This window comes from Kineococcus sp. DHX-1, assembly GCF_042473625.1.
Classification (GTDB): Bacteria; Actinomycetota; Actinomycetes; order Actinomycetales; family Kineococcaceae; genus Kineococcus.
In genome coordinates this window covers 982,610-1,007,898 of sequence record NZ_CP170445.1, presented here as the reverse complement: position 1 = coordinate 1,007,898, position 25,289 = coordinate 982,610, and the positions used below count along the sequence as shown (strand labels likewise).

The window sequence follows — 25,289 nt, the reverse complement described above, 5'->3', positions numbered from 1 at the left end:
GGGCGCGACCCGGGGTCACCGTACCGGCAAAGAGCAAGGTCGTGTCAGCGCGTCGCCTCGCTGTTACCGTACGTCCGCAGCGATCCGGTCAGACGCCCCCTTCCGCCGAGGAGACACGTGGATTCGCCCTTGGACGGCAACCCCCGCCCGGAGATCGGCGTCGTGATCGCGGCGCACCAGGCCGAGCCTTGGATCGCGGCGACCCTGGAGAGCGTCCAGGCGCAGACGTTCACCGCCTTCTGCTGCGTGGTGGTCGACGACGGTTCCCGCGACGCCACGGGCGAGGTCGCCAGGAGCACGGTGGGTGACGATCCCCGCTTCCGAGTGGTCCGGCGCGATCAAGGGGGCGTGTCCGCCGCGAGGAACGCCGGTCTGGCCGTCCTTCCCGGGTCCTGCCGGTACGTGGTCTTCCTGGACAGCGACGACCTGTGGGTCTCCGACGCCCTCGAAGTCCTGCGCGCGGCGCTGGAGACGGCCCCGCAGTTCTCCGGCGTCACGGCTACCGCTGAACTCATCGACGAGGACGGCACCCCGATCCTGCCCGGCGTGCACCCCGAGAAGCTGCGGGAGCGCCTGGTCCCCCGGCGGGGCAGGCTCCTGCGGCTGCCGGTCGAGGCGCCGACGTCCTTCGAGTCCCTCGCCACCGCGGGCCGGATCTGGCCCCCCGCGGTCGCCCTGCTGCGGCGGGACCTGGTGGACGACGTCGGCGGCTTCGACGAAGGGTTGCAGATCTCGGAGGACTGGGACCTGTTCTTGCGCGTGAGCCGTCGCGGGGACCTGGGTTTCCTCGACCGGCAGGTCGCCTGGTACCGACGACGAGCCGGGAGCCTGACGGCGGGCGACCCCGGAAGGGTCAACTACTTCAACGACCTCGTCCGCTCGAAGGCCTGGGGCGCAACGGAGAACACTGCGGCGCAGCGCAAGGCGGCGGCCCGGGCGTGGAGGACCGTGCACCTGCACGCCTCCGCCCAGGCCGCGAGCGGCGTGCTTCCCGCCCTCCGGGCCGCCAGCAGGTCTCGCGTCCGACGTTCCGCAGCAGCCGCCCTGCACCTGCTGCTGGGGGTTGCCGCCACGACTCCTCCGGCGCCACGACGCGACCAGGGTGAGGCCCGGGCCCCCTTGGTCGCGGTCGTCCAGCCCAACCCCCGCCGACGGACCCTCACCCTGCCCGACGCGAGCTCGACCACGGAGCGCACGCCCACCGCCCGCTGAACCGGGCGCGCCGTCTGACGCAGGCCCGCCTGCGCGTCAAGCCTGCGGGGACGCGGCCGGGCGCCTCGGCCACCGTCGGCCGAGCACCAGAGCACCTGTCCACGCGTGCCGACGCGCGACGAGTTCGGCGCCGACACCGACGGTGAGCCCGGCCACGATCCCTGCCACCATCTGGAGGCTGACGGACTGGACCCCTGCGGCGTCGAGCAGCATGCGCGAAGCGGCTGTGCCGAAGACGTGGCAGGTGTAGACCGTGAAGGAGAACGCGCCCAGCACGACGAGCGGCCGGACGGTCACCTTCGTGAGCACGAGGCACAGGCAGAGGCAGACACCGAGCAGGCTCGCGACCGCGCTGCTCTGCGACGGCAGCCGCGGCAGCTCACCCAGCAGGCCGGCCGCCGCGCGTCCCACCAGCACCACGGTCACGGCGACGAGCAGGACCCGGAACCGCGGGCCGGTCGAGCGGACCTCGAAGCGGAGGGCCCCGACCCCGGCCAGGTAGAAGGGCAGGAGGAAGGTCGCCGTCTGGAGACCGAGGAGGTTGTGCGGCACAGCTACCGAGGGGCCCACGACGAGGGCCACCAGGACCAGGCCGACAAGGACCTGAGGCCGGCGGAGGACTCCCCACCGGTCCAGCAGCGCGACGGTCACCGCAACCCAGAAGATCGACTCGAGGAACCAGAAGTGCGCCAGCGGGACGAGGTGCCAGGCGTACCACGGCGGAAGCCCGTCCCCTGCACCCACGAGCAGTTGGACGACCCCGAACAGGGTCCCCACGACGAGGAGGGGGACGAGCAGCCGACGCGCCTTGACTCGGACGAAGGACCAGGACCCCGAGGAGAGCGGCCGCGTGGCGTAGACCCACCCGGACAGGAAACTGAAGAGCGGCATGCGCAGGTAGTCGGCGGCGTCGACGACGGCGGACCACGGGTTGTCCGTCGGCAGCTGGAGACCGGAGCCGGGATCCCCACCGCGGACGTGGTAGGCGACGAGCAGGAGGCAGGCCAGCCCTCGCAACGTCTCGACCGTCGGATCTCGACGTGCGTCCGGGCGCAGCGCGTCCCGCACCCGGGCGGACCGGCGACCACCTCGACCACTGGTCGTACGCACCACCGTGGTGGTCGGCCCGGTGCTCGCCATGGTCGTACCCCTCGCCGCCTCGTACCGCTGTCCCTGGACGGTGGCTGCGCCGACACCCGCTGTGAACCTAACGTGACGTCGGGGGGCCACGTCCAGCCCCGGCCCGCGGAACGCGAGCCGCTCCCGCAGGGGTGAGAGGCGTTCGCCGGTTCACCGAGAGTGGGAGCCGAGCCCCTGCTCGTCACTGACGGTGATGACAAATCTGCGTACCGTCCCGGAAGGAGACCGGACGCGGCGAAGGCGGGTACTGTCTGCCTCGCTCTGACTACCGAACGCAGGGTTCGTCCCTGTCACAGACCCGCTGCGCCACCGATCACATGGAGCTGGTTCCGTGCCTCAGGTCAACCCGTCCGTTCCGCTGTCGCCCCTGCGCGCCCTCGCGTCCCGCTGGTGGATCGCCCTGGTGCTGGTCGTCCTCGGCGCCGGTGCCGGCGTCAGTGCCGCCTACGCGACACCGACGGACTACACGGCCGAGGCGCGCATCGCCGTGGGCAGCCAGAGCCTCGACGCGCGCGTCGTGGCGGGGTACTCCCAGGCGTCGCAGCAACTGGCCGCGGACGTGTCCCGCTACGTCAACGACCTGCAGGCGCAGCAGACACTGTCGACCGTCCTGGGCGAGCGGGCACGGGACGTCTCGCTGGTCGCCGCCTCCCCGATCCCGTCCTCCAGCGTCGTGCGCGTCGAGGTGACCGCCTCCGACCGCGAGACCGCGGTCGACGGGGCGCAGGCGATGGCGGAGAACCTCACGAACACGGTCAACGCGACGACGGCAGGTTCGGGGGCGGACGCCCTCCTGCAGCAGTACACGGACCTCTCCAACAAGACCTCCGTCGCCCAGCAGGCGCTGGCGGATGCCAAGGCGAACCTCGACTCCCTCACGGGGGCACGGGCTTCGCAGGACGAGCTGTCGGCGGCGCGGGCCGGCGTCGAGCAGGCCTCCTCGGCCGTCGACGTCCTGCAGGTCCAGCAGCAGGCGGTCGGGCAGCGCTACCGCAACGCCATCTCCTCCACGCCCGCGGCCTCGGGCCTGCGCATCGTCGTCCCGGGCCAGATCGAGTACACGAGCCTGTCCGGCGACGTCCAGCGCAACGGCCTGGCGGGCGCCGTGCTCGGTCTGCTCCTGGCGCTGGGCATCGCCGTCCTGCTGGACCGTCGGCGCGTCGCGCGCCACCCGTCCCCCACGCCGGACGGCCCCGCGCCCGTCGCGGCCGGTCCCCGCAGCGTGGACGTCGACCGCGACCTGGAAGCCACCTCGGAGAAGTGGTGAACCCCGCCGCCGGCGCCGGCACCGTGGGGGTGACGCTCACCTCGGACCTGGGGACGACCGGACGTGGCCCGGCACGACCCGCCTACCTCTGGTGCTTCCTGGGCGTGCTGGTGTGCAACGTCTTCTCGGGGCACTGGGACCAGTTCGGGGTCCCGATCGGGCTCGACCGGTTGTTCTTCGGCCTGGCCGTCGTGCTGCTGCTGCTCGATCCGTGGGCGTGGCGGCGCAGCCTGCGGGTGCGGCCGGTCCACGTGGCGATGTTCGCGCTCGTGGTCCTGGCCGCCGTCTCCGCCTCGGGCCACGGCACCCTCCTCTCGAGCCTGGGGCTGTTCGCCATGCTCGACCGGCTCGTCGTCCCCTTCCTCATGTTCTGCATCGCACCGGTCGTGTTCGACACTCCGGAGCGTCGCGACCTGCTCCTCAAGACCCTCGTCCTCCTCGGCATCTACCTGGGCGCCACCGCGGTCTTCGAAACCCTCCAGCTGTGGTCGTTGGTGTGGCCCCGGTACATCGCGGACCCCACCGTGGGCATCCAGTTCGGTCGTGCCCGCGGTCCCTTCGTCGCCTCCGAGGCGATGGGCATGGCTTGCTCCGCGTGCGCCTTCGCGGGAGCGGTGGCCTTCGCACGGTGGCGCGGCGCGTGGCGCGGCGCGGCCGCGCTGGCCGTCGCGCTCGGTGGGGCCGGGGTCCTCATGTCGCTGACCCGGTCGGTCTGGGTGGGGACGGTGCTGGGCGTCGTCCTCGCGATGCTCAGCACGCCGCGGCTGCGGCGCCGCTTGCCGCTCGTGCTGGCCGCCCTCGCGGTCGTCGTCCTGGCCCTGCTCGCCGTCGTGCCGGGCCTGAGCGACAACGTGTCCGGTCGCATCGGGACGACCCGCTCCGTACAGGACCGGCAGAACACCAACGCGGCTGCGCTCCGGATCGTGGAGCAGGAACCGCTCACCGGCATCGGGTGGTCGAAGTTCCTCGACGAAGCCCCGGACTGGGTGCGGCAGGCCGACAGCTACCCGGTCACGAACGTCGCGATCGAGGTCCACAACGTCGTGCTGAGCCGCGCCGCCGAACTCGGTCTCCCCGGCGCGGCCCTGTTCGTGCTCTGCATCCTCGCCGGGCCCTGGCGTGCGCTGGTCCAACGGCGGCGCCCGGGCGCAGCTGACGACGACCTGCTCGGCTGGTGGTCGATCTCCGCCGGCGTCACCGCCGTCTGGAGCGTCACGATCATGCTCAGTCCCACCCCTTACCCGCTACCGAACTCGCTGGTCTGGCTGCTCGCCGGCATCAGCCTGACGCCCTACCTGCTGGAGAAGACCGATGGCGAACTCCCTCACCCCGGGCGAGACGGTGACCGTTCAGGACGGGCCGACGCCGTCCGCCGGTGAAGGACGAGGTCGACTGGGCCCGCTGACGCGGCGCAACGTGGCGGCGGCGCTCTACCTCTCGACCGCACGGCACCTGCCCTGGTCCCCGCGGCCCGGGGGCCGGCTCGCACGCCGGCTGCGCGGCCTCCTGGCGCAGTCGATGCTCGACCAGTGCGGCGTCGACGTGAACGTCGAGCACGGAGCCTGGTTCGGCTCGGGGAAGGGCATCCGCCTCGGGGACCGGTCCGACCTGGGCATGGACGTGCTCGTGATCGGTCCCGTCCACGTGGGCAAGGACGTCATGATGGGCCCACGGTGCGTGCTGCTGGCCTCGGCGCACGAGACGCGCCGGGTCGACGTCCCCATGAACCAGCAGGGTTTCCGAGAGGACCGGCCGATCGTCGTCGAGGACGACGTCTGGATCGGAGCCGGCTGCATCGTCCTGCCCGGTCGCCGGATCGGGACCGGCTCCATCGTGGGCGCCGGTTCGGTCGTCGTCACGGACGTCCCCCCGTACACCGTGGTGGCCGGCAACCCCGCCCGTGTGGTCAAGCACCGCCGAGCCGGCGACCGGGTGCCCGAGGCCGTCACGGAAGCCGCGGACGACGCGTTCGGCGGGACCGTCGGCTTCGCCTGAGCGACGCCGTCAGTTCGAGGTGGGCTCGCCGTAGTCCTGCGGCAGGGCCTGAAGGCGGTTCCAGGGGAAGCCCTTCATCACCTCGTAGGACTTCTTCCCCTGGAGCAGTGCCGGCCAGGCGTCGTCCGTGGCCCGGTTCTCCCCGCTCTGCGCGGTCACGGCCACGGCCGCGGACTTGTCGGTGACGATGAAACCGTAGGTCTGCGCCGCGCGCGCGATCATCGCCGCGACCGGACTCAAGCCGAGGTCGGCCACGTCCACCGAGGGGTCGAGACGCAGGCGCGTCCCGGCCGGGATCGCATCGTCCGAGCGGTTGCTGCCGTCGCTGCGCTGCGCCGGCCAGCTCACGGTCTTCCAGTGCTTGACGTCGAGGATGGCGAGCGACAGGGCGTGGTCGATGCGACCGTTGCGCACGTCGTCCTCCCAGACCATCCCCCCGGAGATCGCCAGGCCGCTGCCGCTGGCGCCGAAACCGCCGGTGAAGAACCCGGGCGAACGGGACACGTGGTCGATGCGCCCACCCCAGCAGGCCTGCCAGCGGCCGTCGACCTTCTGGGCGCGCCAGAGCTCCCACAACTGGTCGCTCGCCGGGTCGTGGACCGTGAGCTGGGCGTCCCGGCCCGACGCGGGCACCGCGTCGTCGGGCACGGGAACCTGCGACAGCTGTCCCCCCTCCCCGACCAGCCCCTTCGGCGTGTACTTCTTGCCCTGGCAGTTGTCCCACGCCACGTCGACGCGCGGGGTGTCGGGCCCGACCTCGTAGTAACTGGCCGTGTAGGAGTTCACGTTGAAGGCGGCCACTCCCCCGTAGTGGTCGGCGACCTGCTGGGCCAGTCCCCGGACCATGGCCGGAGAGCCGTCCGCCACGGGGGCCCGGGAGACGTCCTGCCGCCAGACGCTGCCGCTGCCGAACGGGTACCCCGCGGGGAGCACCGTCGTGGGCCCCGGTCGCTCGACCTCCTCCTGGGACCGGACGACCAGCCAGGTCACCAGCAGCGCCAGGACCAGGACTGCGGCAGCAGGCACGACGACCCGGCGGCGGCGCCAAGGCCGTCGCGGTCGTCGGGAGACCTCGCTCACGGTGCTCACACCGGCTCCGGGGCGTGGCCGGAGACCCAGCGCCCGTCCTCTGCCCGGAGGTGACGGATGGTGTCGATCACGGCCTCAGGTTCCCCCGTCCGACGTCGATGAGGAGCGCACGGTCACTGTTCGTCCTGGCGACGGCTCCCGCCGTCACGCGGAGCAGCCTTGAGGCGGACCGCAGGCACACGTTCGGCGGCACCGGCGCCGCCGACAGCTTCGCACAGCGTGACGCTGACTCCGTAGGCCGGACGCGTGACGGGAACGTGCACCTCCTGGTGGTTTCCGGTGCACGGAGAGCACCAACGACGGTGTCCACCTGCTCCGACCGGATGCAACGTAGCGCGGATCGGTTTCGGGGGCCGCAGGAAGTGGGACCGGCTGCCCGATCTCTCAGGGGTCACCACGACTGATACAGGAGCCCCCCGATGCTGACCAGCCGTCTCGCCCGGATCACCGCCCTCGCCACCGCCGTCGTCTCCACGGCCGTCCTCGCCGCACCGACCGCAGCATCCGCGACGTCCGGCGGCGCGCAGGTCAGCCGCGGTTCGCGGAGCATCGCCTCCGCCGCCCACCTCAACGACGTCATCTCGGACATGGCACCGCGGGGCACGGCCTTCGGTCCGTCCAGCGCGTGGCGGCAGAACATCTCCGCCGCGCCCCTGAACGCGAACTCCCCGGCCATGGTGAAGAACCTCACCGGTCAGGTCGCCAAGTACTACGGCGGCATCGCCGCCGCGAACATCACGCAGTACAACACCAGCGTCTACACCGTGAGCGGCGACACCGCACGCGTCAACGTCAACTGGGACAACTGCCAGAAGAAGAACTACACGCCGAAGGGTCTGCTGGGTGAGGGCGGGCAGTTCACCGCTGTCCCGATCCCCGACAACGCGGTTCCCGCGACGGGCAACGACGCCCAGCTGACCGTCTACTCCCCCGACACCGACCAGCTGTGGGAGTTCTGGAAGGCCAAGCGCGTCAACGGCGCGTGGCAGGCGTGCTGGGGCGGGCGGATCGACAACGTCTCCGCCAGCTACGGGTACTTCTTGAACGGGTTCGGCGCGAGCGCCAGCGGACTCGCGGTATCCGGGGGGGCCGTGGGCATCGCCGAGGCCCAGGCGGGCCGCATCGACCACGCGATGTCCCTGGCCATCCCGGACCTCGCCTACTGGAAGACGTTCAGCTGGCCGGCCCAGCGCAGCGACGGCAACACGGTGGCCCCGGACGCCATCCCGACCGGTACCCGGCTGCGTCTGGACCCGAGCGTGAACGTGGACGCCCTCAAGCTGCACCCGCTCGCCAAGATGATCGCGAAGGCGGCTCAGACGTACGGGTTCATCGTGACCGACAAGTCCGGTGCAGTGGCCGTCAGCTTCGAGAGCGGTGCCGCCGTGAAGGCCGACACCGGAGTGGACCCGTGGGACAAGCTGCGTCGGCCCACGGCGACCGCGGCCCCCACCCCCACGTACTTGATCATGCAGAACTTCCCCTGGGACAAGATGCAGGTCCTGCCGATGGACTACGGCAAGCCGCTCAGCTGACCCCCGTCGTCGACCGCCGGCTCAGCTGCCGCTGCCGCAGCAGGCGGAGCAGCGGGGGCCAGGCGTGCGGCCTCGTCGCGAACCACCGGACGTGCCCGAAGACCTCGGGCACGTCCCGTTCGCGTTGGGCGACCCTGAGGTCGTCCCACTGCACCCGCGAGTAGCAACGGTCCCGGTCCTTCTCGGAGAACCAGTCGCGCCTCGCGCACTCGTCGACGATGCGGTCGAAGCACTGCCGCATGAGGTCCTTGTCGTGCGAGGCCTGGGTGTCGTGCAGGTGGTAGGTGACCGTGGGCCGGTGCAGGGCGAGCCCCGTGCCGAACTCCAGCACGCGGACCCACATGTCGAGGTCCTGGGCCCGGCGCAGCGGCCGGAAGAGACCGGCGTCCAGCAGGGCCTGACGCGTGACGACCGTCCCGCTGGTGCAGACGAGGTCGCCGGGCGCGAGCAGCGTCATGGGCCGCAGTTCCAGGTCGCGTCCCCAGGGGTTCCCCTGGATGCGCCCGACCATCGGCCCCGTCCCCTCGGCGACACCGGGCGAGGCGACCATGACGTGGCCCGCGGTCCGCGCCATGACCTCGGCCAGGTGACCCGGGTGCCACTCGTCGTCGGAGTCGAGGAACGCGATCCACGTGGTGGTCGCCTCCTGGATCCCGCGGTTGCGCGCGGGACCGCTGCCGCCGCTCTGCTCGATGCGGATGACGCGGGCTCCGTGCTCGCGCGCCGCGTCGCCGGTGCCGTCCGTCGAGCCGTCGTCGATGACGACGACCTCGCGGGGTCGCAGGGTCTGCCGCGCGACGCTCTGCAGCGCCCGCCCGATGAGCGCCGCCCGGTCCTTGGCCGGCATGACGACGGTCACGTCGGCCACCTCGGCGGCGACCGGTCCGGCAGGGGTTTCGGGCGTCGTGGTCACGGGGTTCCTCGGGAACGTCGCAGGGTCGGTGGTCACTGTTCGCGGACCGTCGTCGAGCTGAAGAACTCGTCGAAGGCGCGCAGCGCCTCGTCGGCGCGCTCTCGGCGAGCGGGATCCACCAGGGGACCGTCCATGACGACCCGGAACTTCGCCATGAACCCCTGGTACTCCGCGGCGTCCTCGGGGCGGTAGTGGACCCGCGCCAGTGGTTCGCCCAGCCCGCGCACCAGGTCGGGCAGCTCCGGCACCTCGTACGTCGTGTCGTCGCTGGCGAAGAGGTCGATGAACAGGCGGATCAGCAGCAACCGGAAGTTGTGGTCGTGGAAGGGACCGCTCGAGCGCTGCAACTTCCGGTACGTGCTGATGACGTAGTTGAAGTGGACGATGCGCTCACTCTCCCCCGTCACCGCGATGCGGTCGGGAGAGGTCCGGCACTGGGCCCAGAACGTGGTGTCGAACGTGTGGCGCTCCCCCCACAGGTTCGCGTCGTGACCGAGGTGCCGGTGCGGTGGCACCGACCGCAGCCAGTCCACCCGCGACGTCTGCTCCCACGTCGCCGCCAGCGTGCGTCCGTGCGCCGCGTACCAGGCGTCCCAGGAGGGTTCGATGCCCACGACGTCGAGCCGACCGTCGCGTGCGCGGCGGTAGCCGTCGTCGTGCAGGTCCTCGTCCAGCATGAACAGGTCGGCGTCGTGCAGCACCACGTGATCGGCCGCCGCGACGCTCGCGGCCGATATCAGCTGGACCCCGTGGTTGCGGCCGGGGTCCTTCAGCCAGGGGAGGATGCGTCGCTCGGGCCAGGGAAGGGCCACAGTCCGCAGCGGCCCGTTCCAGCGTCCCTGCCAGCTCTGGACGACCCGGTCCGTCTCAGGAGTCGCGACGTCGGGAACGACGAGCGTCTCGACGCGGTGCTCGGCCCGCTGCGACGCGCAGGTCTGCAGGGCCAGGTCGAGGAACACCGGCAGGTCGCCGGGAACCGGGACCACGAGGCTGTAGCCGGGAACTCGGGAACCGCCTCTGCGTCCCCACGTGCCGAAGCGGGTCCGCCAGTACTGCGCCTTGAGCGCCGAACCCACCGCTCGAACTTCACGTCGTGCCACGTCGAGCACTCCCTCTCGCATCCGTCGCCTCGCTCCTGCTCTGCTGGTGACCACCGCGGAAGAGCGCCATCGCTACGGACCGTCCAGCGACACAGTACCGTGGGTCTCCAGCGCCCCCGAGTTCCAGAAGATTCACGACGTCCGCGAACGAGAACCCGTCCTGGAGGTCACGGCCATGAACTCTCACCTTCGCCGGTGGTGGCAGAGCTACCGCGGTGATCTCCCGCTGAACCCGTACTGGGAACCGCGCACGACGCTCGCCATCTGGCGCCTCGGTCAGGCCGTCCACGGACGCCCCGGCCCATCGGCGTTCCTGCTGCGCAGGGTCCACGGGGTTCTCGACACCGTCTGGGTGCGGGCCGTCATCGGCGCCGAACTCCCCCGCAGCGTTCCGGCCGGTCCGCGCCTGCGTCTGCCGCACTCCGGTCGCGGGGTCGTCCTTCACCCGGCGAGCCGGCTCGGCAGCGACGTGACGCTCTACCACCAGGTGACGCTGGGCGTCAGCGGTGGGAGCGTGCCCCCCTCCCTCGGCGACGGTGCCTACGTGGGTGCGGGCGCCAAGGTCATCGGGGACGTCTCCGTCGGTGACGGCGCACGCATCGGCGCGAACGCCGTGGTCCTCAAACCCGTGCCGCCGGGAGCGACCGCGGTGGGGATCCCTGCACGCGTGCTCGAGAAGGCACCGGTCACGGGCACCGACTGACGTCGAACGGTCCGCATCACGTCGCCGGGCCGACAACGCCCGGTCCCCCTCGGTTCCCTTCAACGAGCCTGTCCTGGTGCTCGCTCCAGAGCTCCGTCGACCGGGACGGGGGGCGACGTGGGGGTGTCGTGACGCCACTCGCTGTGTGCACGCCGGAAACCGACGTCGAAGGCGAGCCCGGCCGACCAGCTCAGGTACCTGGCCAAGTCGTCGTCGCGGCCGCTGATCCGCGCCGTCAGCACGTGAGCACCCAGCCACACCCCCGACTTGATCAGGGGGAGCAGGGGTTTCGGGTCGGCCTGCGCTGCGCCGCGCGGCCTCCAGTCCAGGCGCAACTGGTGGTTGCTCCGGCCGTAGCGGTAGTTCTGCTCGAGGTAGTCGCGGGCCTTGTCCCGCGGAACCCAGTCCATGAGCACCTCCTGCACCGCTGCCAGGCGGCACTCGCGGTCGGACAGCACCTTCCAGCACAGGTCGGCGTCGCCGCCGCTGCGGACCTCCGAGAAACCCCCGACCGCGTCGAGGTCGGAACGGCGCACGGCCAGGTTGCACGTCGGCAGGTACGGCAGGAAGAACGGGTTCGCGAGGTAGTTCCGCAGCCGGAAGAACTGTTGCTCGTGCGAGGCGCGGGCACCGAGTGACTCCCCCGGCAAGACGTCCACCTCGGACCCGGCCAGGGCGACGGTGTCGTCCTGGAACTCCGCGACCAGCCGCTCGGACCACGACGGGCGCGGGCGGCTGCGGGCGTCGAGGAAGAGGACTACGTCGGCGTCGGACGACCTCCACCCGAGGTTCCGCGCGGCATAGGGGCCGCGGCCGTGGCTGCGGACGATGCGCACACCGTCGAGGTCCCCGAGCGAGGCCTCCGGGGAGTCGTCGACGACCACCAGGTCGTCGACGGGCAGGTGCTGAGCTCGGAGCGCCTCCAGGCAGCCGTCGAGCAGCCGGGCGTGACCCCGGACGGGGAGGACCGCGGCGGTGCGCAGTGCCGTCACCGGCCACCCACCTCGTCGACCGCACGGCTGCTCGGCCGGTCCGCCGGCAGCACCACCGGTCCCCGACCTGCACGCCACCGGGCGGCGACCTCCACGAGACGGGTGCGGCCGAAACGACGGGCCCCGGTCAGGAACGGGTCGGTCGGCTGAGGCCGGGCCCACTCGGCGAACGCGCGGCCGAGGCCGAAAGGCGGGAGCGGGCGCAGGTGCTGGATGGACCGGATCTCCTTGACCATGCGTCGGTGGTAGGCGCGGACGCCCGCCGACCGGCGGTGCAGGCCGCTGACGAAGAGCCGCGGGTCCACGACCATGGGGCCCGAGTCGGCCAGGGCGCGCCAGGTCCACTCCTTGTCCTCGGTCGCCGTGAGGTGCTCGTCGAACGGGTGGCGCGACCAGACCTCGGCCGACCAGGCGGACGCGTGGTTGGAGAACCCCCAGAACTGGTGCGACACGACGTAGTCGTGGTCCGCCCGGAAGGGAGCGGTCAACTGCTGCCGGTCCCCGTCAGCGGGCAGGCCGACGACCGCGGCCGCACCATCGGCGACGTGCTGGGCCGCGATCCGCACCCAGTCGGGACGGGGGAGCACGCAGTGGCTCGACAGGGCGACGTGCACGGGCGCTGAGGCCCGACTCGCTCCCAGGTTCAGGGCACCCCCATAGCTGAACTCCGACTGCGGGACCTCGACGACGACATCGGCTGTACAGCGGGCCATCTCCAAGGTCGCGTCCGTCGACCCCGAGTCGACCACGACGATCTCCACGTCCACGTCCTGCGCGCGCAGCGAGTCGAGGGTTGCCTGCAACGTCCCTGCCGAGTTGTAGGTGCGGACGATCGCGCTGGCCGTCGGGCTCACGAGGGGATTCCTTCCGTGACCGGGTCGAGGACGCGGTGTCCGCTGAACTGCTCGAGCAACCGTTGCGCGTTGGCCCGTGGTTGGAACTCGTCCTGCACCCGCCGGCGACCGGCGGCGCCCATCCGTCGGCGCAGCGCGGCGTCGTCAGCGAGGGTCCGCAGAGCCCGGGCCACCTCGACCGGCCGACCGGGTTCCACGAGGAAACCGTTCACCCCGTCCTCGACGAGTTCGGGGATGCCGGCGATCCGGGTGGTTACGACCGGGACCTCCATCGCGAGGGCCTCCATGAGGACGACGGGGACCCCCTCGGCGTAGCTCGGCAGGCAGAAGACGTCGGCCCAGGCGTACCAGTCGCGGATGTCGTCCTGGCCGACGGGGCCCAGCAATCGGATGCGTTCCGTTGCTGCAGACGCCTTGCGCTGCTGAGCGAGGTCGTCGGCCAGCGCACCCCCACCCGCGACGACGAGTTCCACCTCGACACCCTCAGCGGCGAGCGCCGTCACCGCCTGGAGCAGGACGTCGGGCCCCTTCTCGGGGACCAGGCGTCCGACGAAGAGAACACGCAGCGGGCCGTCGCGCTCCTCCCGCGGCGCCGGCGCGAATCGGGAGGCGTCGACCCCCATGCGGACGATCGACATCTTGTCCCAGTGCTCGGGAGTCGTCAGGTTCTGCAACCGGTCGCGGCAGTACTCGCTGATGCAGGCGATGAGGTCGGCCGACTCCACCTTCGCAGCGAGGTCGTGCCCCTCGACATCCTCGAATTCGGTGGGGCCGTGCATGCTGAACGACCACCGCCAGCCGGCAGCGGGACCGTCCTCGGCCCGGCCCATGTGGACGACCGACCGGGCGACGTCGGCGCCGTTGTTCGCGAAGTGGACGTGCAGGTGACGCACACCGGCGTCGCGCAACCGTTCGCGCAGCAGCACGGCTTCGGCGAGGTAGAAGAACTGCCAGACCCGCGGCTTCAAGCCCCTGGGACCGCTGGTGGCGGCGTTGCGAAGTCCCGCGAGCCAGGCACCAGGAGAGCGCTTCAGCAGGGCGGCGTGCGCTCGGGCGTACTCACTCAGTGGGCGTCCCAGGAGCGAGTAGGTCGACTCCGCCTCCCGGCGCGACGTCTCCGACAACTGCTCGCCGACAGTCGCCGGACGCACGGAGAAGGTGTGCACCTCGGCACCCAGGTCACGCAGCGAGAGGACCTCACGCTCGATGAAGGCGTGCGAGATGGCCGGGTAGTGGCTGACCAGGTACGCGACGCTGGCCCCAGGACGGTCCGAAGCGGCGGTCGGGCTCGACGTCACGTGCAAGCTCCTCATCTGCAGGTGGAGACGGTGGTGCAGCTCACCATCGGGTCACCCTTGGCCATCGAGAGCATGCGGATCGTAGCGGCAGCACCCCTGATCAGGCCAATGTCGCCGCTCTCGGCGACACCACGTGACGGGGCGTGCAGTTCGTCAGCTCGGACGGCGACGCCGGACGAGAGCCCGCGCGAACAACCCCGCCGCGTACGGCAGGTCGTGCACGAGGTACCGCTTGGCCATCCGCCGCGGTTCCATGGCGAGGCGGTGCACCCACTCCAGACCGCTGCGCTGGATCCACAGCGGTGCGCGCGAGACCTCGCCGGCCACCATCGTCAGGGTGCCCCCGCACCCGACGAACCACGTGTTCGGGAGGTGCCGGCGCAGGTGCTGCATGAGGTGTTCCTGCTTGGGGAACCCCAGGGCGACGAACACGATGTCGGGCTGGGCCTCGACCACGGCGCTGACGGTCTCCTCGAGCGTCTCGGCGCGCTTCTCGAAACCGAACGGCGGGCAGTGCACTCCCGCGACCTCGAGCCCCTCGTACTCCTCGGTCAGCCGGTCCGCTGCACGCTCGGCGATCCCCTCCGCGCCACCGAGCAGGTACAGCGACCGGTCCGACCGGGCAGCCGCTTCCGACAGCGACCAGATGAGCGAGGAACCCGTGACGCGTTCCGGGAGCTCCTCGCCCTGGATCCTGCTCGCCCAGACGATGGGCATGCCGTCGGGGACGACCAGTTCGGCCTGCTCGGCCAGTTCCCGCAGCTGCGGGCGGCGGAGCTGGCGCAGGATGTCGACGTTGGGCGTGATGAGGTTCCCGCCGCGGCCCTCGTCGAGCGCGACCATGACGTGCTCGACGACCTCGGTCTCGCGCAGGGCGTCGAACTCGACGTCGTCGACCGTCACCTGCTGGCGGGGCCGAGGAGCGCTGACCTCGAGGTCGTCGATCGCCGTCAGGTCCAAAGACGTCACGGAGCGTAGCGAGGCCAAGGATCGCGAAGGGCCAGAGAAGAGAACCATGTGATCTCCCAGGGAGCCGGTCAGCGAGTGGACGTGTCGCGCTGCCAGGCAGTGGACTGCCTGCGGCGAGCGGAGATCCGGGACGCGATGGTGACGGCGGTGTAGACGGCGGCGGACGGAAGCAGTCGTGGACGGGACAGTGCGAGCTTCGCGAGGGCGCTCGTCGTTCCCGACGTCGACCTCTCGAAGGTTGGTGCGTTCCCCGTGGCGCTCCCGCCGGCAGCGGCCGTCACGTCCTGCGACGCGTCGACGGTCACCGGGCGCCCCCCGGCGCCTCGTTCGTCGTGGTGCTCGGTCCTGCTGAGTTCCGCGTTCCCCGACGCGGTCCTCGTGCGCACCTTGAGCAGGTTGCGCAGGTTCCTGGGTGCGGCGACGACGAACTCCCCGTCGCTGGTGCCGCGCTCGTGCTCGGCGAAGAGCCGCTGCACGAAGAGGTCGTCGCTCGTGACGTCGGGGAACTGCGCGAACCGCGAACGGCCGGCCTCCGACATCCCGTACACGCCCAGCCCGACGAGACCGGACCGGACGTAGGGCAGCTCGGCGTAGGCCCGGTAGAACGCGCGGACGGGCCACGAGGACCCCCGCAGGTCGAACCGGATGCTCGGGGACGCGGCGTGCACGTCCCCGCGACGCAGGCGCTCGGCGAGGTGGCCGAGCGTCCCGGGCGTCAGGACGATGTCAGCGTCGAGGTAGACGCGGGGGAAGGCGGTGGCCGCCTCGTCACCGGCGCGCAGGGCGGCGGCCTTGGACGCCTGCCCGAGCTCGACGACGCGGGCGCCGGCCGCGCGGGCCACCTCGGCGGTGTCGTCGCTGCAGCCGTTGGCCACGACGACGACCTCCGGCGTCTCCCCGCCGGCGGCGGACGTCAGCGCGGCCAGCGTGCGGCCCAGCGTGCGGGCCTCGTCGTGGGCCGGGACGACGACCGAGAGGGTGGGTCGCGAGGACGGGGTCGACTCGACGGGCCGCTGGTCCGTACTGGTCGTCACGCGTCCTCCTCCTCGGATCGTTGCTCTGATTGGTGCCTCGATCGGCGCAAGTCAGTCACTTCTGGTCACCTGGCCGTGCGCATAGTAGCCAGCCCGTCGGGGACGAACGCAAGACGTGAACGACAGCTCACGGTGCGACACGAATCACACACGACTGCGCCCAGTAACGATCGAGCGTCGCCCGTCACGCTCAGTACGCGCCGCGTCCGCCGAAGACGGCCTGGGCCGTCTTGGCGAGGATCATGACGTCGAACGCGGGCGACCAGTTCTCGACGTACTGCAGGTCCAGCCGGGTCGACTCCTCGAGGTCGAGGTCGGACCGGCCGGACACCTGCCACAGGCCCGTCAGGCCCGGCTTGACCAGCAGGCGCCGGCGCAGGTCGGTGCCGTACTCGGCGACCTCGCGGGGCAGCGGCGGCCGCGGGCCGACGAGCGACATGCTGCCGCCGACCACGTTGAACAGCTGCGGGAGCTCGTCGAGGGAGTAGCGGCGCAGCAGCGTCCCGACGCGCGTCACCCGGGGGTCGCGACGCATCTTGAACAGCAGGCCGTTGCCCTCGGACTGCTCGCGCAGGTCGATGAGCAGCTTCTCCGCGTCGGTGACCATGGAGCGGAACTTGACCATGGAGAACTCGCGGCCGTCGCGGCCGACGCGGGTCTGCCGGAAGAACACCGGTCCCGGGTCGTCGACCTTGATGGCGATCGCCACGAGCAGGAACAGCGGGGACAGCAGGAGCAGGCCGAGGGCCGCGCTGCCGCGGTCGAACAGGGCCTTGCCGGCGTGCCGGATGCCGCGCAGCTCGGGCCGGTCCACGTGCAGCAGCGGCAGTCCGGAGACGGGGCGGATGACGACGCGCGGCCCGACGACGTCGGTGAGCGCGGGGGCCACGACCAGGTCGGCGCGGGTGTCCTCGAGCTCCCACCCGAGGCGGCGCAGCACGGGGCCGTCGAGTTCGGGGCACGTCAGGGTGGCGACGACGTCGACGTCGACATCGCGCGCGACGTCTGCGATGTCGTCCAGCGACCCGAGGACGGGGACACCGAGCGCGTCCAGTTCGGGCGTGCTGCGCCCGCCGGGCGTGCAGGCCCCGTCGACGCGCAGGCCGTGGTCGGTGTTGCGCTGCACCTGCCGCACGAGCGAGGCGACGGCACCGGGGTGCCCGGCCACGACGGTGGACTGCATGCACTCCCCCGCGGCGCGGCGGTGGTGCAGGTAGCGCCGGACGGCCAGCCGGGCGGCGACGGTGAGGACGCCCGCGACCGGCAGGGCGACGACGACGAACCCGCGGGCCACGTCGAGGGCGAAGGCCCACGAGACGGTCCCGACGAGGGCGACCACCGTCGTGCCGGCGAGCAGCACGCGCTGGAACTCCTCGGACCCGACGCCGTGGAACCGCGGCTCGTAGGCGCGGAAGAGCAGCATCGAGACGACCCACACCGGCGGCAGGAGCGCCATCGTCCACGCGACGGAGGGACCGACGGCGTGGGGGGCGTCGCCGAAACGCAGCAGGTAGCCCAGGACGGCGCCGACGAGCGCGGCGACCGCGTCCGTGACGGCGATGGTGCGGCTGTACTGCCGCTGCCAGACGGGCTGGCGCTGGCCGCGCGGTCTGGACGCACTGGTCCGGCGCAGGCTGCCGGGGAGCGACACCGGCAGGAAGGGTTGGCGGTTCTCGGGCAGCGGAGCAGTCGGTGCATCGATCACGCGCCGTCGCTGACTCGGCAGCAGGTGCAGTTCCTCGGCAGCCATGAGCACTCCCCCGTCGTGGCCTGGTGGACACCCACGGCGGCGTGGGACGCCAGTACACCGTCCGGGTGATCTCGGCGAGCCGAAATCGTTACGGAAGGGTGAGCTGGCGCGACCCATCGTAGCCGGACCTCACCCGTTCGCCGCAAGTCCCTCACGGAGCGCACATGGGGCCGGACGTCCCCGTGCACCACGCCAGGAAACGCGAGAAGGCCCCCACCGATGTCGGTGAGGGCCTTCCTGGGTGGAGCTGAGGGGATTCGAACCCCTGACCCCCTCGTTGCGAACGAGGTGCGCTACCAGCTGCGCCACAGCCCCAGACCGTCGTCCCCGATCACTCGCGGCGACGAGAAGAGGTTACCAGCCCCTCAGCAGGTCGGTGACCACCGCTCACTGGTTGACGACGCGGGCCGTCTCGCGCAGGTCGATGACCTGGGTCTCCTCGAGGGCGGCGCGCCGGGCGGCCGCTTCCGCCGCCTCCGCGGCCGCCACCGCGGGCGAGACGGGGTCCCAGGTGCGGGCGCGGTCCTTGAGCAGGTAGGTCGGGAGCGGGACCGGGACGGGCGCCCACCCGCGGTCGTCGGCCAGCGGCGAGGGGCGCTCGTCGCGGGGGGCCGGGACGCCGGCACGCAGACCGGCCGGCCGCGCGAGCGGGATCGCGACGGTCGGGGTCGCCGGCCGCGCGTCAGCCCGGGCGGGGGCGGAGGCGCCGTGACGCGTCAGCGCCGCGACCACCAGCAGCAGACCCACGGTCGGGAGGGCGCCGGACCACCACGGCGCAGCCCCCGCCACGACGAGGCACCACCCGAGGACCGTCAGGGCCGCGGCGGTCGCGAGGAGGCGACGGCGACGAGCGACGACGCGAGACGTGCTGCGCGGCAGTGACTTGCTCGGGGAGGTCGACGAGACCGACTGCCCTGCAGCCGGAACGGCCGAGGACCCGAGCACGGGACGGCTGGAGGCCCCCACCGCAGCCGCGGACACGGCCGCCGCCGCCAGCGCCTGACCCACCGGGGCGGACCCGCGGCGCACGACGACGCGCATGGCCTCCGAATCCCGGTCGGCCTGTCGCGCCTCGGCCGTCCGCCGGTGCTTCCGGATGGCGTTCGGGACGAGGTAGGCAGCCCACAAGGCGATGATGGTGAGGAAGATCAGGCTGCTGGCGGGCACGGGACGCAACGCTATTGCACGAGGGGGCGAGACACCGCAACTCGGCGGTGTGTCGCGCTGCGGGAGTGCTGGGAACGCCTCAGCGCGCGCGCTGGGTGGCCCGGTACCGGGCCAGCAACCCCTCGGGGACCTCGCCCGCGGTCAGGGCGAAGGTCCGGTGGTCGCGCCACGCGCCATCGATGTGCAGGTAGGCCTTGCGCAACCCCTCGTCGCGCATGCCGAGCTTCTCCGCGACCCGCAACGAAGCCGCGTTCTCCGGCCGGATGTTCACCTCGACCCGGTGCAGCCGAAGGGTTCCGAAGCAGTGGTCGGCCACGAGGGCCAGCGCGACGGGGATCGTCCCGCGGCCGGCGACGCGGCGGTCGATCCAGTACCCGACGTGCGCGGAGCGCAGCGAACCCCACGTGATGCCCGAGACGGTGATCTGCCCGACGAGGGCGCCGTCGAGTTCCACGACGAACGGCAGCATGCGCCCGGCACGCGCCTCGCGGGAGAAACCCCGGACCATCTGCGGGAAGCTCGGGGCCGGCCCGCTGCCCTCCGGCGAGGTGGCCTCCCACGGACGCAACCAGGACGCGTTCGCGGCCCGCACCGACCGCCACACGGCCGCGTCGCGACGGCGCAGGGGACGCAACCGGACCGCGCCCTCGCGCAGTTCGACGGGCCAGCCGGGGGTCACCGTCCCGCTCCGGCGGGCGGCACGCGCGGGTGGTCGCCGCCGTGCACCTGTTCCACGGCGTGCGGCAGGAACCCCGCGAGCACGGCCACCCCGTCGCGGACCCCGCCGACGGACCCCGGCAGGTTGACGACGACGGTGCGGCCCGCCACGCCCGCGACCCCGCGCGACAGCACGGCCGTCGGGACGCCCGCGGCGGCGCCGGCAGCCCGGATCGCCTCGGGCACACCGGGGACGAGGTAGTCGAGCACGCGCAGGGTGCGCTCGGGGGTGAGGTCGAGGGGGCTGAGCCCCGTGCCGCCGTTGGTCACCACGACGTCGTACCCGGCGGCGACGGCGTCGCGCAACGCCTCCTCGACGGGATCGCCGTCGGGGACCACGACGGGGCCGTCGACGCTGAAGCCCATGTCCCGCAACCCGTCGACGGCCACCGGACCGGAGGTGTCGGTGTAGACGCCGGCCGAGGCGCGGTTGGACACCGTCACGACGAGGGCGGTCCGCCCGGGTGTGCGCTCAGCCATCGACGGTCCAGTCCCCCGAGCGGCCGCCGCTCTTGGCCGTGACGCGGACACCGTCCAGGACGGTCCGCTTGTCGACGGCCTTGACCATGTCGACGAACGTCAGGCCGGCGACGGCGACGCACGTCAGCGCCTCCATCTCGATGCCGGTGCGGTCGGCCGTGCGGACGGCGGCCGTGATGTGCACGCCGGTCAGCCCGGGCGTGCTCACGGGGACGATGTCGACCTCGACGGCGTGCACCGCCACAGGATGCGCCAGCGGGACGAGGTCCGGGGTGCGTTTGGCCGCTTGCAGGCCGGCGATGCGCGCGACGGCCAGGGCGTCGCCCTTGGGCAGCCCACCGTCGGCGAGCAGGTCCAGCACGGCCTGCGTGCAGCGGACGTACCCCTCGGCGCGGGCCTCCCGCACGGTGACCGGCTTGGCCGAGACGTCGACCATCCGCGCGTGGCCGGCGTCGTCGAGGTGGGTCAGCCGCGGGCTCACGGCGTCACTCTGGCTCACGGGTGCCCCACCGGCACGTCCAGCCCCGCCTCCGGCGGGAGCGGACCGAGCAGGACGCACTCCACCTCGTCGCCGGGGGCCACCTCGGTGACCCCCACGGGGACGACGGCCAGGCAGGTCGCGCGGGCGAGCGCGGTCACGAGGTGGGACCCGTGGCCGGAGACGGGCTCGACGACGAAGCGGCCCTCGGCGTCACGCGTCCACGCCGCGCGGACGTACTGCTCCTTCGCCGCGGGCGACGTCCACCCGGCCCCGGCGACGGCCCGCACCCGGGGCCGCTGGGGGTCCGGACCCTCGTCGCCGAGCATCCGCCGCAGGGCCGGGCGCACGAACACCTCGAAGGAGACGAAGGAGCTGACGGGGTTGCCGGGCAGCGTGAAGACGGGGACGCCCTGCTCCCCCAGCGTCCCCAGGCCCTGCGGCATGCCGGGCTGGACGGCCACGCGGTCGAAGCGGACGGCGTGCGCGCCGGGGGCCGACAGCACCTCCTTGACGGTGTCGTACGCCCCCTCGCTCACCCCGCCGGAGGTGATGACGACGTCGGCGCGCACCAGCTGGTCGTCCAGGACGGCGGCGAGCTCGCGGCCGTCGTCGGCGACGACGCCGACGCGGTAGCCCAGGGCCCCGACGTCCTCGACGGCCGCGGTCAGGAGGTAGCCGTTGGCGTCGTGGAGCTGGCCGCGGGCCAGGGTGACGCCGGGTTCGACGACCTCGGTGCCGGTGGAGACGACGACGACGCGGGGCCGCGGCCGCACGCGCACCCGGGCGCGGCCGAGCGCGGCGAGGACGCCGATGTGCCGGGGTTCCAGGCGGGTGCCCGCCTCCAGCACGAGGGTGCCGGCCGGGGCGTCCTCACCGGCGAGGCGGACGTGCTGACCGGGCGCCGGCGCGCGGCGGATCGTGACGTGGGAGACGCCGCGGTCGGTCCACTCGACGGGGACGACGGCCTCGGTGCCCTGCGGGACGGGGGCCCCGGTCATGATCCGGGCGGTCGTCCCGCCGACGAGGCGCAGGGTGTCGGCCCGCCCGGCGGCGATGTCGCCGACGACGGGCAGACCGACGGGGTTCTCCTCGCTCGCCGACTCGACGTCGCGCACCCGGACCGCGTACCCGTCCATCGCGGAGTTGTCGAAGGCGGGCAGCGGCCGGGGGCTCACGACGTCCTCGGCCAGGACGCAACCGAGCGCGTCGCGCAGGGCGAGGTCGAGCGGCGGCAGCGGCCGCACCAGGTCCAGGCAGGACTGCCGGTGCGCCGCCACCGAGGTCAGGGGTGCAGCACTCACACCCCGAAGGTTGTCACGCTCAGTCCTGCACTCCTGCACCGGACGCGACGAACTCGCCGAGCCACTCGCGCAGGTCGGAGCCGATGTCGGCGCGCTCGCTGGCGAGGCGGACGACGGCCTTGATGTAGTCGAGCTTGTCGCCCGTGTCGTACCGGCGGCCGCGGAAGACGACGCCGTGGACGCCGTAGCCGGGACCGTCGCCCTGGGCGAGGACCTGCAGGGCGTCGGTCAGCTGGATCTCGCCGCCCTTGCCGGGCGGGGTGTCGCGCAGCACGGCGAAGACGGCGGGGTCGAGCAGGTAGCGGCCGATGATGGCCAGGTTGCTCGGGGCCTCCTCGCGCTTGGGCTTCTCCACCAGGCCCGAGACCTTGACGACGTCGGTCGTGCCGGTCGGCTCGGCCACGGCGCAGCCGTAGAGGTGGATCTGGTCCTCGGGGACCTCCATGAAGGCCACGACGCTGCCGCCGTGCTCCTCCCGCACCTTGATCATGACGTCCAGCAGGGGGTCGCGGGAGTCCACGATGTCGTCGCCGAGCAGGACGACGAACGGTTCGTCGCCGACGTGCTGCTCGGCCACGGCCACCGCGTGCCCGAGGCCCTTGGGGTCGCCCTGGCGGACGTAGTGCACCTGGGCGAGGTCGGTGGACTCCTGGACGCGGGCCAGCTTGGCCGAGTCGCCCTTGGCCTCCAGCCCGACCTCGAGCTCGACGTTGCGGTCGAAGTGGTCCTCGAGGGAGCGCTTGTTGCGCCCGGTGATCATCAGGACGTCGGTGAGCCCGGCACGGACGGCCTCCTCGACGATGTACTGGATGGCCGGGGTGTCCACCACCGGCAGCATCTCCTTGGGCATCGCCTTCGTGGCCGGCAGGAAGCGGGTTCCCTGACCGGCGGCGGGGATCACGGCCTTGCGCACCGTGCGGCCGGGACGCTCGTCGCGTTCAGTCATGGGCGGAGGCTACCGCCCGTCGAGGGGCGGCCACTGCGTGCAGCCACGATGCGCCGCCGGGGTGGCCCGGTCGACCCCTTCCGGAACCCCGTCGCAGGAGGCAGACTCGACGGGAGCGGACGGCCACCGGAACCCCCGAGCGCGTCCGCCTGAACCAGGAGCGGCCGTGCCCACACCCGACACCGTCCTCGACGCCGGCTCGCCGTCCGACCCGGCGCCCGACCCACGGGACCTCTCCGTCCGGCGGGACCTGTCCGTGGAACCTGACGTCCTCGCCGTCGAAGCCCGCAAACGCGCTCTGCGCCACGACATCCGGGCCGTCCGGCGCGCTGTGCCGGAGCAGGACGCCGCGGCCGTCGACGTCGCCGTCGCCCGCGTCCTGCTCGACTGCCCGCTGCTCGGGGGCGCACGCCGCGTCGCCGCCTACACGTCCCTGCCCGGGGAGCCCGGCACCCGCACGTCGCTGGCCGAACTGCGCCGCCGCGACGTCGAGGTGCTCCTGCCCGTGCTCCTGCCCGACGGCGACCTGGACTGGGAGCTGCGACCGGCCGGGGCCACCCCGGGACACCTGGGGCTGCACGCGATCGCGAGCGCCGACCTCGTCCTCGTGCCTGCGCTCGCCGTCGACACCGCCGGCCGCCGGCTCGGGCAGGGCGGGGGCAGCTACGACCGCGCGCTGCGACGAGTCCCGGCGCGGGTCCCGGTCGTGGCGGTCGTGCACGACGAGGAGCTGCTCGACGCGGCGGTCAGCCCGCTGCCCGCCCTCCCCCACGACCAGCTCGTGCAGGCCGTGGTGACGCCGACGCGCTGGCTCTGGCTCGAGACCTGACCCGCCCTGCCGCGCCCTCCGGGGCGGGCTCGTCGTCACGACCGGCTCGCAGGACGAGCCGGTCGCGTCAACGAGCCAGCCGGCGGGACCGGGCGAGGTCGCGCAGGGCGACGTTCGCGGCGTGGAACCCGCACATCCCGTGCACCCCGCCGCCGGGCGGCGTCGCCGCCGAGCACAGGTACGTCCCGGGCAGCGGGACCCGGTAGGGCGAGAGCCCGACGACGGGGCGGAAGACCTGCTGGCGCAACGTGAGCGCTCCCCCGCCGACGTCCCCGCCGACGAGGTTGGCGTCCCACTGCTCCAGCTGCGCGGGGCTCGTCTCGACGCGTCCGACGATGCGGTCGCGGAACCCCGGTGCGAACCGCTCGACCTGCCGGTCCACGCGCTCCCCGACGTGCGGGTCGGTCGAACCCTGGGGGGTGTGGGCGTAGGCCCAGACGACGCGCTGCCCGCCGGGTGCGCGGCCGGGGTCGGCGGCGTCCTGCTGGGCGAGGAGGACGAACGGGCGGTCGGGGTGGCGGCCGGCGACGACGTCGGCCTCGGCGGCGGCGACCTCCCGGGCCGTCCCCCCGAGGTGCACGGTGACGGCGTCGGCCAGCCGGGGGTCGCGCCACGGGACGGGCCCGTCGAGGAGGTAGTCGACCTTGTGCGCGCCGGGCCCGTAGCTCCAGCGCCGCAACCCCGCGGCGTACCGGGCGGGCAGCCGGTCCGCGCCGAGCGCGAGGAGCTGGCGGGGCGTGACGTCGAGCAGCGTGACGTCCGCTGGGGGCAGCTCGGCGAGCGAGCGGACGGCGTGACCCGTCTCGACGCGACCGCCGTTCTCCTTGAGGACCCCGTGCAGCGCACGGGTGATCGCGCCTGACCCGCCCTCGGGGACGGGCCACCCGGTCGCGTGGGCGGCGGTGCCGAACAGCGCGCCGAACGCCGACGTGAGGACCTGGGTGTGCGGCTGCAGGGCGTGGGCGGCCATGCCCGCGAAGAGCGCCCGCGCGGGTTCCTCGCGGAAGACGGTCCGCACGAAGGCGGCCGCCGGCCAGGCCGCGCGGGCCCCGAAGAGCCCGAGGGCCAGCGGGGAGGACGGCACCCGCAGCAACGGGCCCAGGACGTCGGGGACGAGCTCCTCCCACCGCGCGACGGGCCCGGCGAACAGCGCGTGCCAGGCGCGGCCGTCCCGTCCGAGGGCGCTCACCGCCTCGTCGAGGTCGTGCGGGAGCACGGCGGCCGGTCCGTCGTCGAGGGGGTGGCCGACGGGGTAGCGCCCGTGCCGCCAGCGCAACCCGTGCCGCTCCAGCGGGAGGTCGCGGAAGAAGGGGCTCGCGACCGCGAAGGGGTGGACCGCCGACCCCAGGTCGGTCACGACCCCCGGGCCGAGGAGCTCGGCGTCGGTGCAGGCCCCGCCGACCCGGTCGCGGGCCTCCAGGACGGTGACGTCGAGACCGGCCCGGGCCAGGACGACGGCGGCGGACAACCCGTTGGGTCCGGACCCGACGACGGTCGCGGTGCCCTTCACGAGCGGG

Annotated in this window: 24 protein-coding genes and 1 tRNA gene; 7 read left to right on the top strand and 18 right to left on the bottom strand. The window is 72.9% G+C overall.

Features of this window, described 5'->3' with window-relative positions; translation table 11 throughout:
* Positions 1–117: 117 nt before the first annotated feature.
* Positions 118–1,212 carry a glycosyltransferase family 2 protein gene (locus ACFEMC_RS04940; RefSeq protein WP_380174164.1) on the top strand — a complete coding sequence of 365 codons (1,095 nt, stop codon included), beginning with the start codon at positions 118–120 and terminating at the stop codon, positions 1,210–1,212.
* A gap of 36 nt (positions 1,213–1,248) precedes the next feature.
* Here the strand turns inward: ACFEMC_RS04940 and ACFEMC_RS04935 are convergent, their stop codons facing one another.
* Positions 1,249–2,229 (bottom strand): acyltransferase family protein, encoded by a 981-nt coding sequence (locus tag ACFEMC_RS04935; protein ID WP_380174162.1) that lies wholly within the window; start codon positions 2,227–2,229, stop codon positions 1,249–1,251.
* A 454-nt stretch (positions 2,230–2,683) separates the two neighbouring features.
* Between ACFEMC_RS04935 and ACFEMC_RS04930 the strand changes: the two genes are divergently transcribed.
* The 3 genes from ACFEMC_RS04930 to ACFEMC_RS04920 are packed head-to-tail and all read left to right on the top strand — an operon-like array spanning position 2,684 to position 5,614.
* Positions 2,684–3,619, top strand: a complete 936-nt coding sequence (locus ACFEMC_RS04930; protein WP_380174160.1) for a Wzz/FepE/Etk N-terminal domain-containing protein — start codon at positions 2,684–2,686, stop codon at positions 3,617–3,619.
* Positions 3,616–4,998, top strand: coding sequence for an O-antigen ligase family protein (locus ACFEMC_RS04925; protein WP_380174158.1), 1,383 nt, complete (start codon positions 3,616–3,618; stop codon positions 4,996–4,998). The genes ACFEMC_RS04930 and ACFEMC_RS04925 overlap by 4 nt, the downstream gene beginning before the upstream one ends.
* Positions 4,931–5,614, top strand: a complete 684-nt coding sequence (locus ACFEMC_RS04920; protein WP_380174156.1) for an acyltransferase — start codon at positions 4,931–4,933, stop codon at positions 5,612–5,614. The genes ACFEMC_RS04925 and ACFEMC_RS04920 overlap by 68 nt, the downstream gene beginning before the upstream one ends.
* 9 nt (positions 5,615–5,623) lie before the next feature.
* On the opposite strand, the gene ACFEMC_RS04915 is transcribed toward ACFEMC_RS04920, so the two are convergent.
* Positions 5,624–6,703, bottom strand: coding sequence for a DUF4124 domain-containing protein (locus ACFEMC_RS04915; protein WP_380174154.1), 1,080 nt, complete (start codon positions 6,701–6,703; stop codon positions 5,624–5,626).
* 419 nt (positions 6,704–7,122) lie between these two features.
* Between ACFEMC_RS04915 and ACFEMC_RS04910 the strand changes: the two genes are divergently transcribed.
* Positions 7,123–8,238 carry a DUF4124 domain-containing protein gene (locus ACFEMC_RS04910; protein ID WP_380174152.1) on the top strand — a complete coding sequence of 372 codons (1,116 nt, stop codon included), beginning with the start codon at positions 7,123–7,125 and terminating at the stop codon, positions 8,236–8,238.
* Here the strand turns inward: ACFEMC_RS04910 and ACFEMC_RS04905 are convergent.
* Positions 8,231–9,151 (bottom strand): glycosyltransferase family 2 protein, encoded by a 921-nt coding sequence (locus tag ACFEMC_RS04905; RefSeq protein WP_380174150.1) that lies wholly within the window; start codon positions 9,149–9,151, stop codon positions 8,231–8,233. The two genes, ACFEMC_RS04910 and ACFEMC_RS04905, sit on opposite strands and share 8 nt — an antisense overlap.
* A 32-nt stretch (positions 9,152–9,183) precedes the next feature.
* Positions 9,184–10,251, bottom strand: a complete 1,068-nt coding sequence (locus ACFEMC_RS04900; protein WP_380174148.1) for a hypothetical protein — start codon at positions 10,249–10,251, stop codon at positions 9,184–9,186.
* A 175-nt stretch (positions 10,252–10,426) separates the two neighbouring features.
* On the opposite strand from ACFEMC_RS04900, the gene ACFEMC_RS04895 reads away from it, so the two are divergent.
* Entirely contained in the window at positions 10,427–10,954 is a 528-nt protein-coding gene (locus ACFEMC_RS04895) for a serine O-acetyltransferase (protein ID WP_380174146.1), read from the top strand.
* A gap of 59 nt (positions 10,955–11,013) precedes the next feature.
* Here the strand turns inward: ACFEMC_RS04895 and ACFEMC_RS04890 are convergent, their stop codons facing one another.
* The 13 genes from ACFEMC_RS04890 to galU all read right to left on the bottom strand — a co-directional run bounded on the left by ACFEMC_RS04890 (position 11,014) and on the right by galU (position 22,943).
* Positions 11,014–11,946: a glycosyltransferase gene (locus ACFEMC_RS04890; protein ID WP_380174144.1), complete on the bottom strand. Its 933-nt coding sequence runs from the start codon at positions 11,944–11,946 to the stop codon at positions 11,014–11,016.
* Complete coding sequence (locus tag ACFEMC_RS04885; RefSeq protein ID WP_380174142.1) at positions 11,943–12,800, bottom strand: glycosyltransferase; 858 nt, start codon at positions 12,798–12,800, stop codon at positions 11,943–11,945. The genes ACFEMC_RS04890 and ACFEMC_RS04885 overlap by 4 nt, the downstream gene beginning before the upstream one ends.
* Positions 12,797–14,098, bottom strand: coding sequence for a glycosyltransferase (locus ACFEMC_RS04880; RefSeq protein ID WP_380174140.1), 1,302 nt, complete (start codon positions 14,096–14,098; stop codon positions 12,797–12,799). The genes ACFEMC_RS04885 and ACFEMC_RS04880 overlap by 4 nt, the downstream gene beginning before the upstream one ends.
* A 153-nt stretch (positions 14,099–14,251) precedes the next feature.
* Positions 14,252–15,067 (bottom strand): WecB/TagA/CpsF family glycosyltransferase, encoded by an 816-nt coding sequence (locus ACFEMC_RS04875; RefSeq protein WP_380174139.1) that lies wholly within the window; start codon positions 15,065–15,067, stop codon positions 14,252–14,254.
* Between the two features lie 68 nt (positions 15,068–15,135).
* Positions 15,136–16,101, bottom strand: a complete 966-nt coding sequence (locus ACFEMC_RS04870; protein ID WP_380174137.1) for a glycosyltransferase — start codon at positions 16,099–16,101, stop codon at positions 15,136–15,138.
* Positions 16,102–16,291: 190 nt separating this feature from the next.
* Complete coding sequence (locus ACFEMC_RS04865; protein WP_380174135.1) at positions 16,292–17,851, bottom strand: sugar transferase; 1,560 nt, start codon at positions 17,849–17,851, stop codon at positions 16,292–16,294.
* 242 nt (positions 17,852–18,093) lie between these two features.
* Positions 18,094–18,166: transfer RNA gene (locus tag ACFEMC_RS04860), tRNA-Ala, on the bottom strand.
* Between the two features lie 72 nt (positions 18,167–18,238).
* Complete coding sequence (locus tag ACFEMC_RS04855) at positions 18,239–19,018, bottom strand: hypothetical protein (RefSeq protein WP_380174133.1); 780 nt, start codon at positions 19,016–19,018, stop codon at positions 18,239–18,241.
* Positions 19,019–19,097: 79 nt separating this feature from the next.
* Positions 19,098–19,697, bottom strand: coding sequence for a GNAT family N-acetyltransferase (locus ACFEMC_RS04850; protein WP_380174131.1), 600 nt, complete (start codon positions 19,695–19,697; stop codon positions 19,098–19,100).
* Positions 19,694–20,215, bottom strand: a complete 522-nt coding sequence (locus ACFEMC_RS04845) for a molybdenum cofactor biosynthesis protein B (RefSeq protein ID WP_380174129.1) — start codon at positions 20,213–20,215, stop codon at positions 19,694–19,696. Before ACFEMC_RS04845 ends, ACFEMC_RS04850 begins: the two co-directional genes overlap by 4 nt.
* Positions 20,208–20,651 carry a cyclic pyranopterin monophosphate synthase MoaC gene (gene moaC, locus ACFEMC_RS04840; protein WP_367639135.1) on the bottom strand — a complete coding sequence of 148 codons (444 nt, stop codon included), beginning with the start codon at positions 20,649–20,651 and terminating at the stop codon, positions 20,208–20,210. The genes ACFEMC_RS04845 and moaC overlap by 8 nt, the downstream gene beginning before the upstream one ends.
* A gap of 59 nt (positions 20,652–20,710) precedes the next feature.
* Positions 20,711–21,997, bottom strand: a complete 1,287-nt coding sequence (gene glp, locus ACFEMC_RS04835; RefSeq protein ID WP_380174127.1) for a gephyrin-like molybdotransferase Glp — start codon at positions 21,995–21,997, stop codon at positions 20,711–20,713.
* A 19-nt stretch (positions 21,998–22,016) separates the two neighbouring features.
* Complete coding sequence (galU, locus tag ACFEMC_RS04830) at positions 22,017–22,943, bottom strand: UTP--glucose-1-phosphate uridylyltransferase GalU (protein ID WP_380174125.1); 927 nt, start codon at positions 22,941–22,943, stop codon at positions 22,017–22,019.
* Between the two features lie 166 nt (positions 22,944–23,109).
* Here galU and ACFEMC_RS04825 point away from each other — a divergent pair, with 166 nt between their 5' ends.
* A complete protein-coding gene (locus ACFEMC_RS04825; RefSeq protein ID WP_380174123.1) occupies positions 23,110–23,772 on the top strand; it encodes a 5-formyltetrahydrofolate cyclo-ligase in 663 nt (220 codons plus the stop codon).
* A gap of 67 nt (positions 23,773–23,839) precedes the next feature.
* Here ACFEMC_RS04825 and ACFEMC_RS04820 read toward each other — a convergent pair whose 3' ends face one another.
* Positions 23,840–25,282, bottom strand: a complete 1,443-nt coding sequence (locus tag ACFEMC_RS04820; protein ID WP_380174121.1) for a phytoene desaturase family protein — start codon at positions 25,280–25,282, stop codon at positions 23,840–23,842.
* Positions 25,283–25,289: the final 7 nt, after the last annotated feature.

What these genes read in the sequence shown, in the direction of transcription:
- ACFEMC_RS04920 (WP_380174156.1), top strand. Translation starts at nt 4,931, where the DNA reads ATGGCGAACTCCCTCACCCCGGGCGAGACGGTGACCGTTCAGGACGGG.
- ACFEMC_RS04910 (WP_380174152.1), top strand. Translation starts at nt 7,123, where the DNA reads ATGCTGACCAGCCGTCTCGCCCGGATCACCGCCCTCGCCACCGCCGTC.
- ACFEMC_RS04895 (WP_380174146.1), top strand. Translation starts at nt 10,427, where the DNA reads ATGAACTCTCACCTTCGCCGGTGGTGGCAGAGCTACCGCGGTGATCTC.
- ACFEMC_RS04865 (WP_380174135.1), bottom strand. Translation starts at nt 17,851, where the DNA reads ATGGCTGCCGAGGAACTGCACCTGCTGCCGAGTCAGCGACGGCGCGTG.
- ACFEMC_RS04845 (WP_380174129.1), bottom strand. Translation starts at nt 20,215, where the DNA reads ATGGCTGAGCGCACACCCGGGCGGACCGCCCTCGTCGTGACGGTGTCC.
- moaC (WP_367639135.1), bottom strand. Translation starts at nt 20,651, where the DNA reads ATGGTCGACGTCTCGGCCAAGCCGGTCACCGTGCGGGAGGCCCGCGCC.
- galU (WP_380174125.1), bottom strand. Translation starts at nt 22,943, where the DNA reads ATGACTGAACGCGACGAGCGTCCCGGCCGCACGGTGCGCAAGGCCGTG.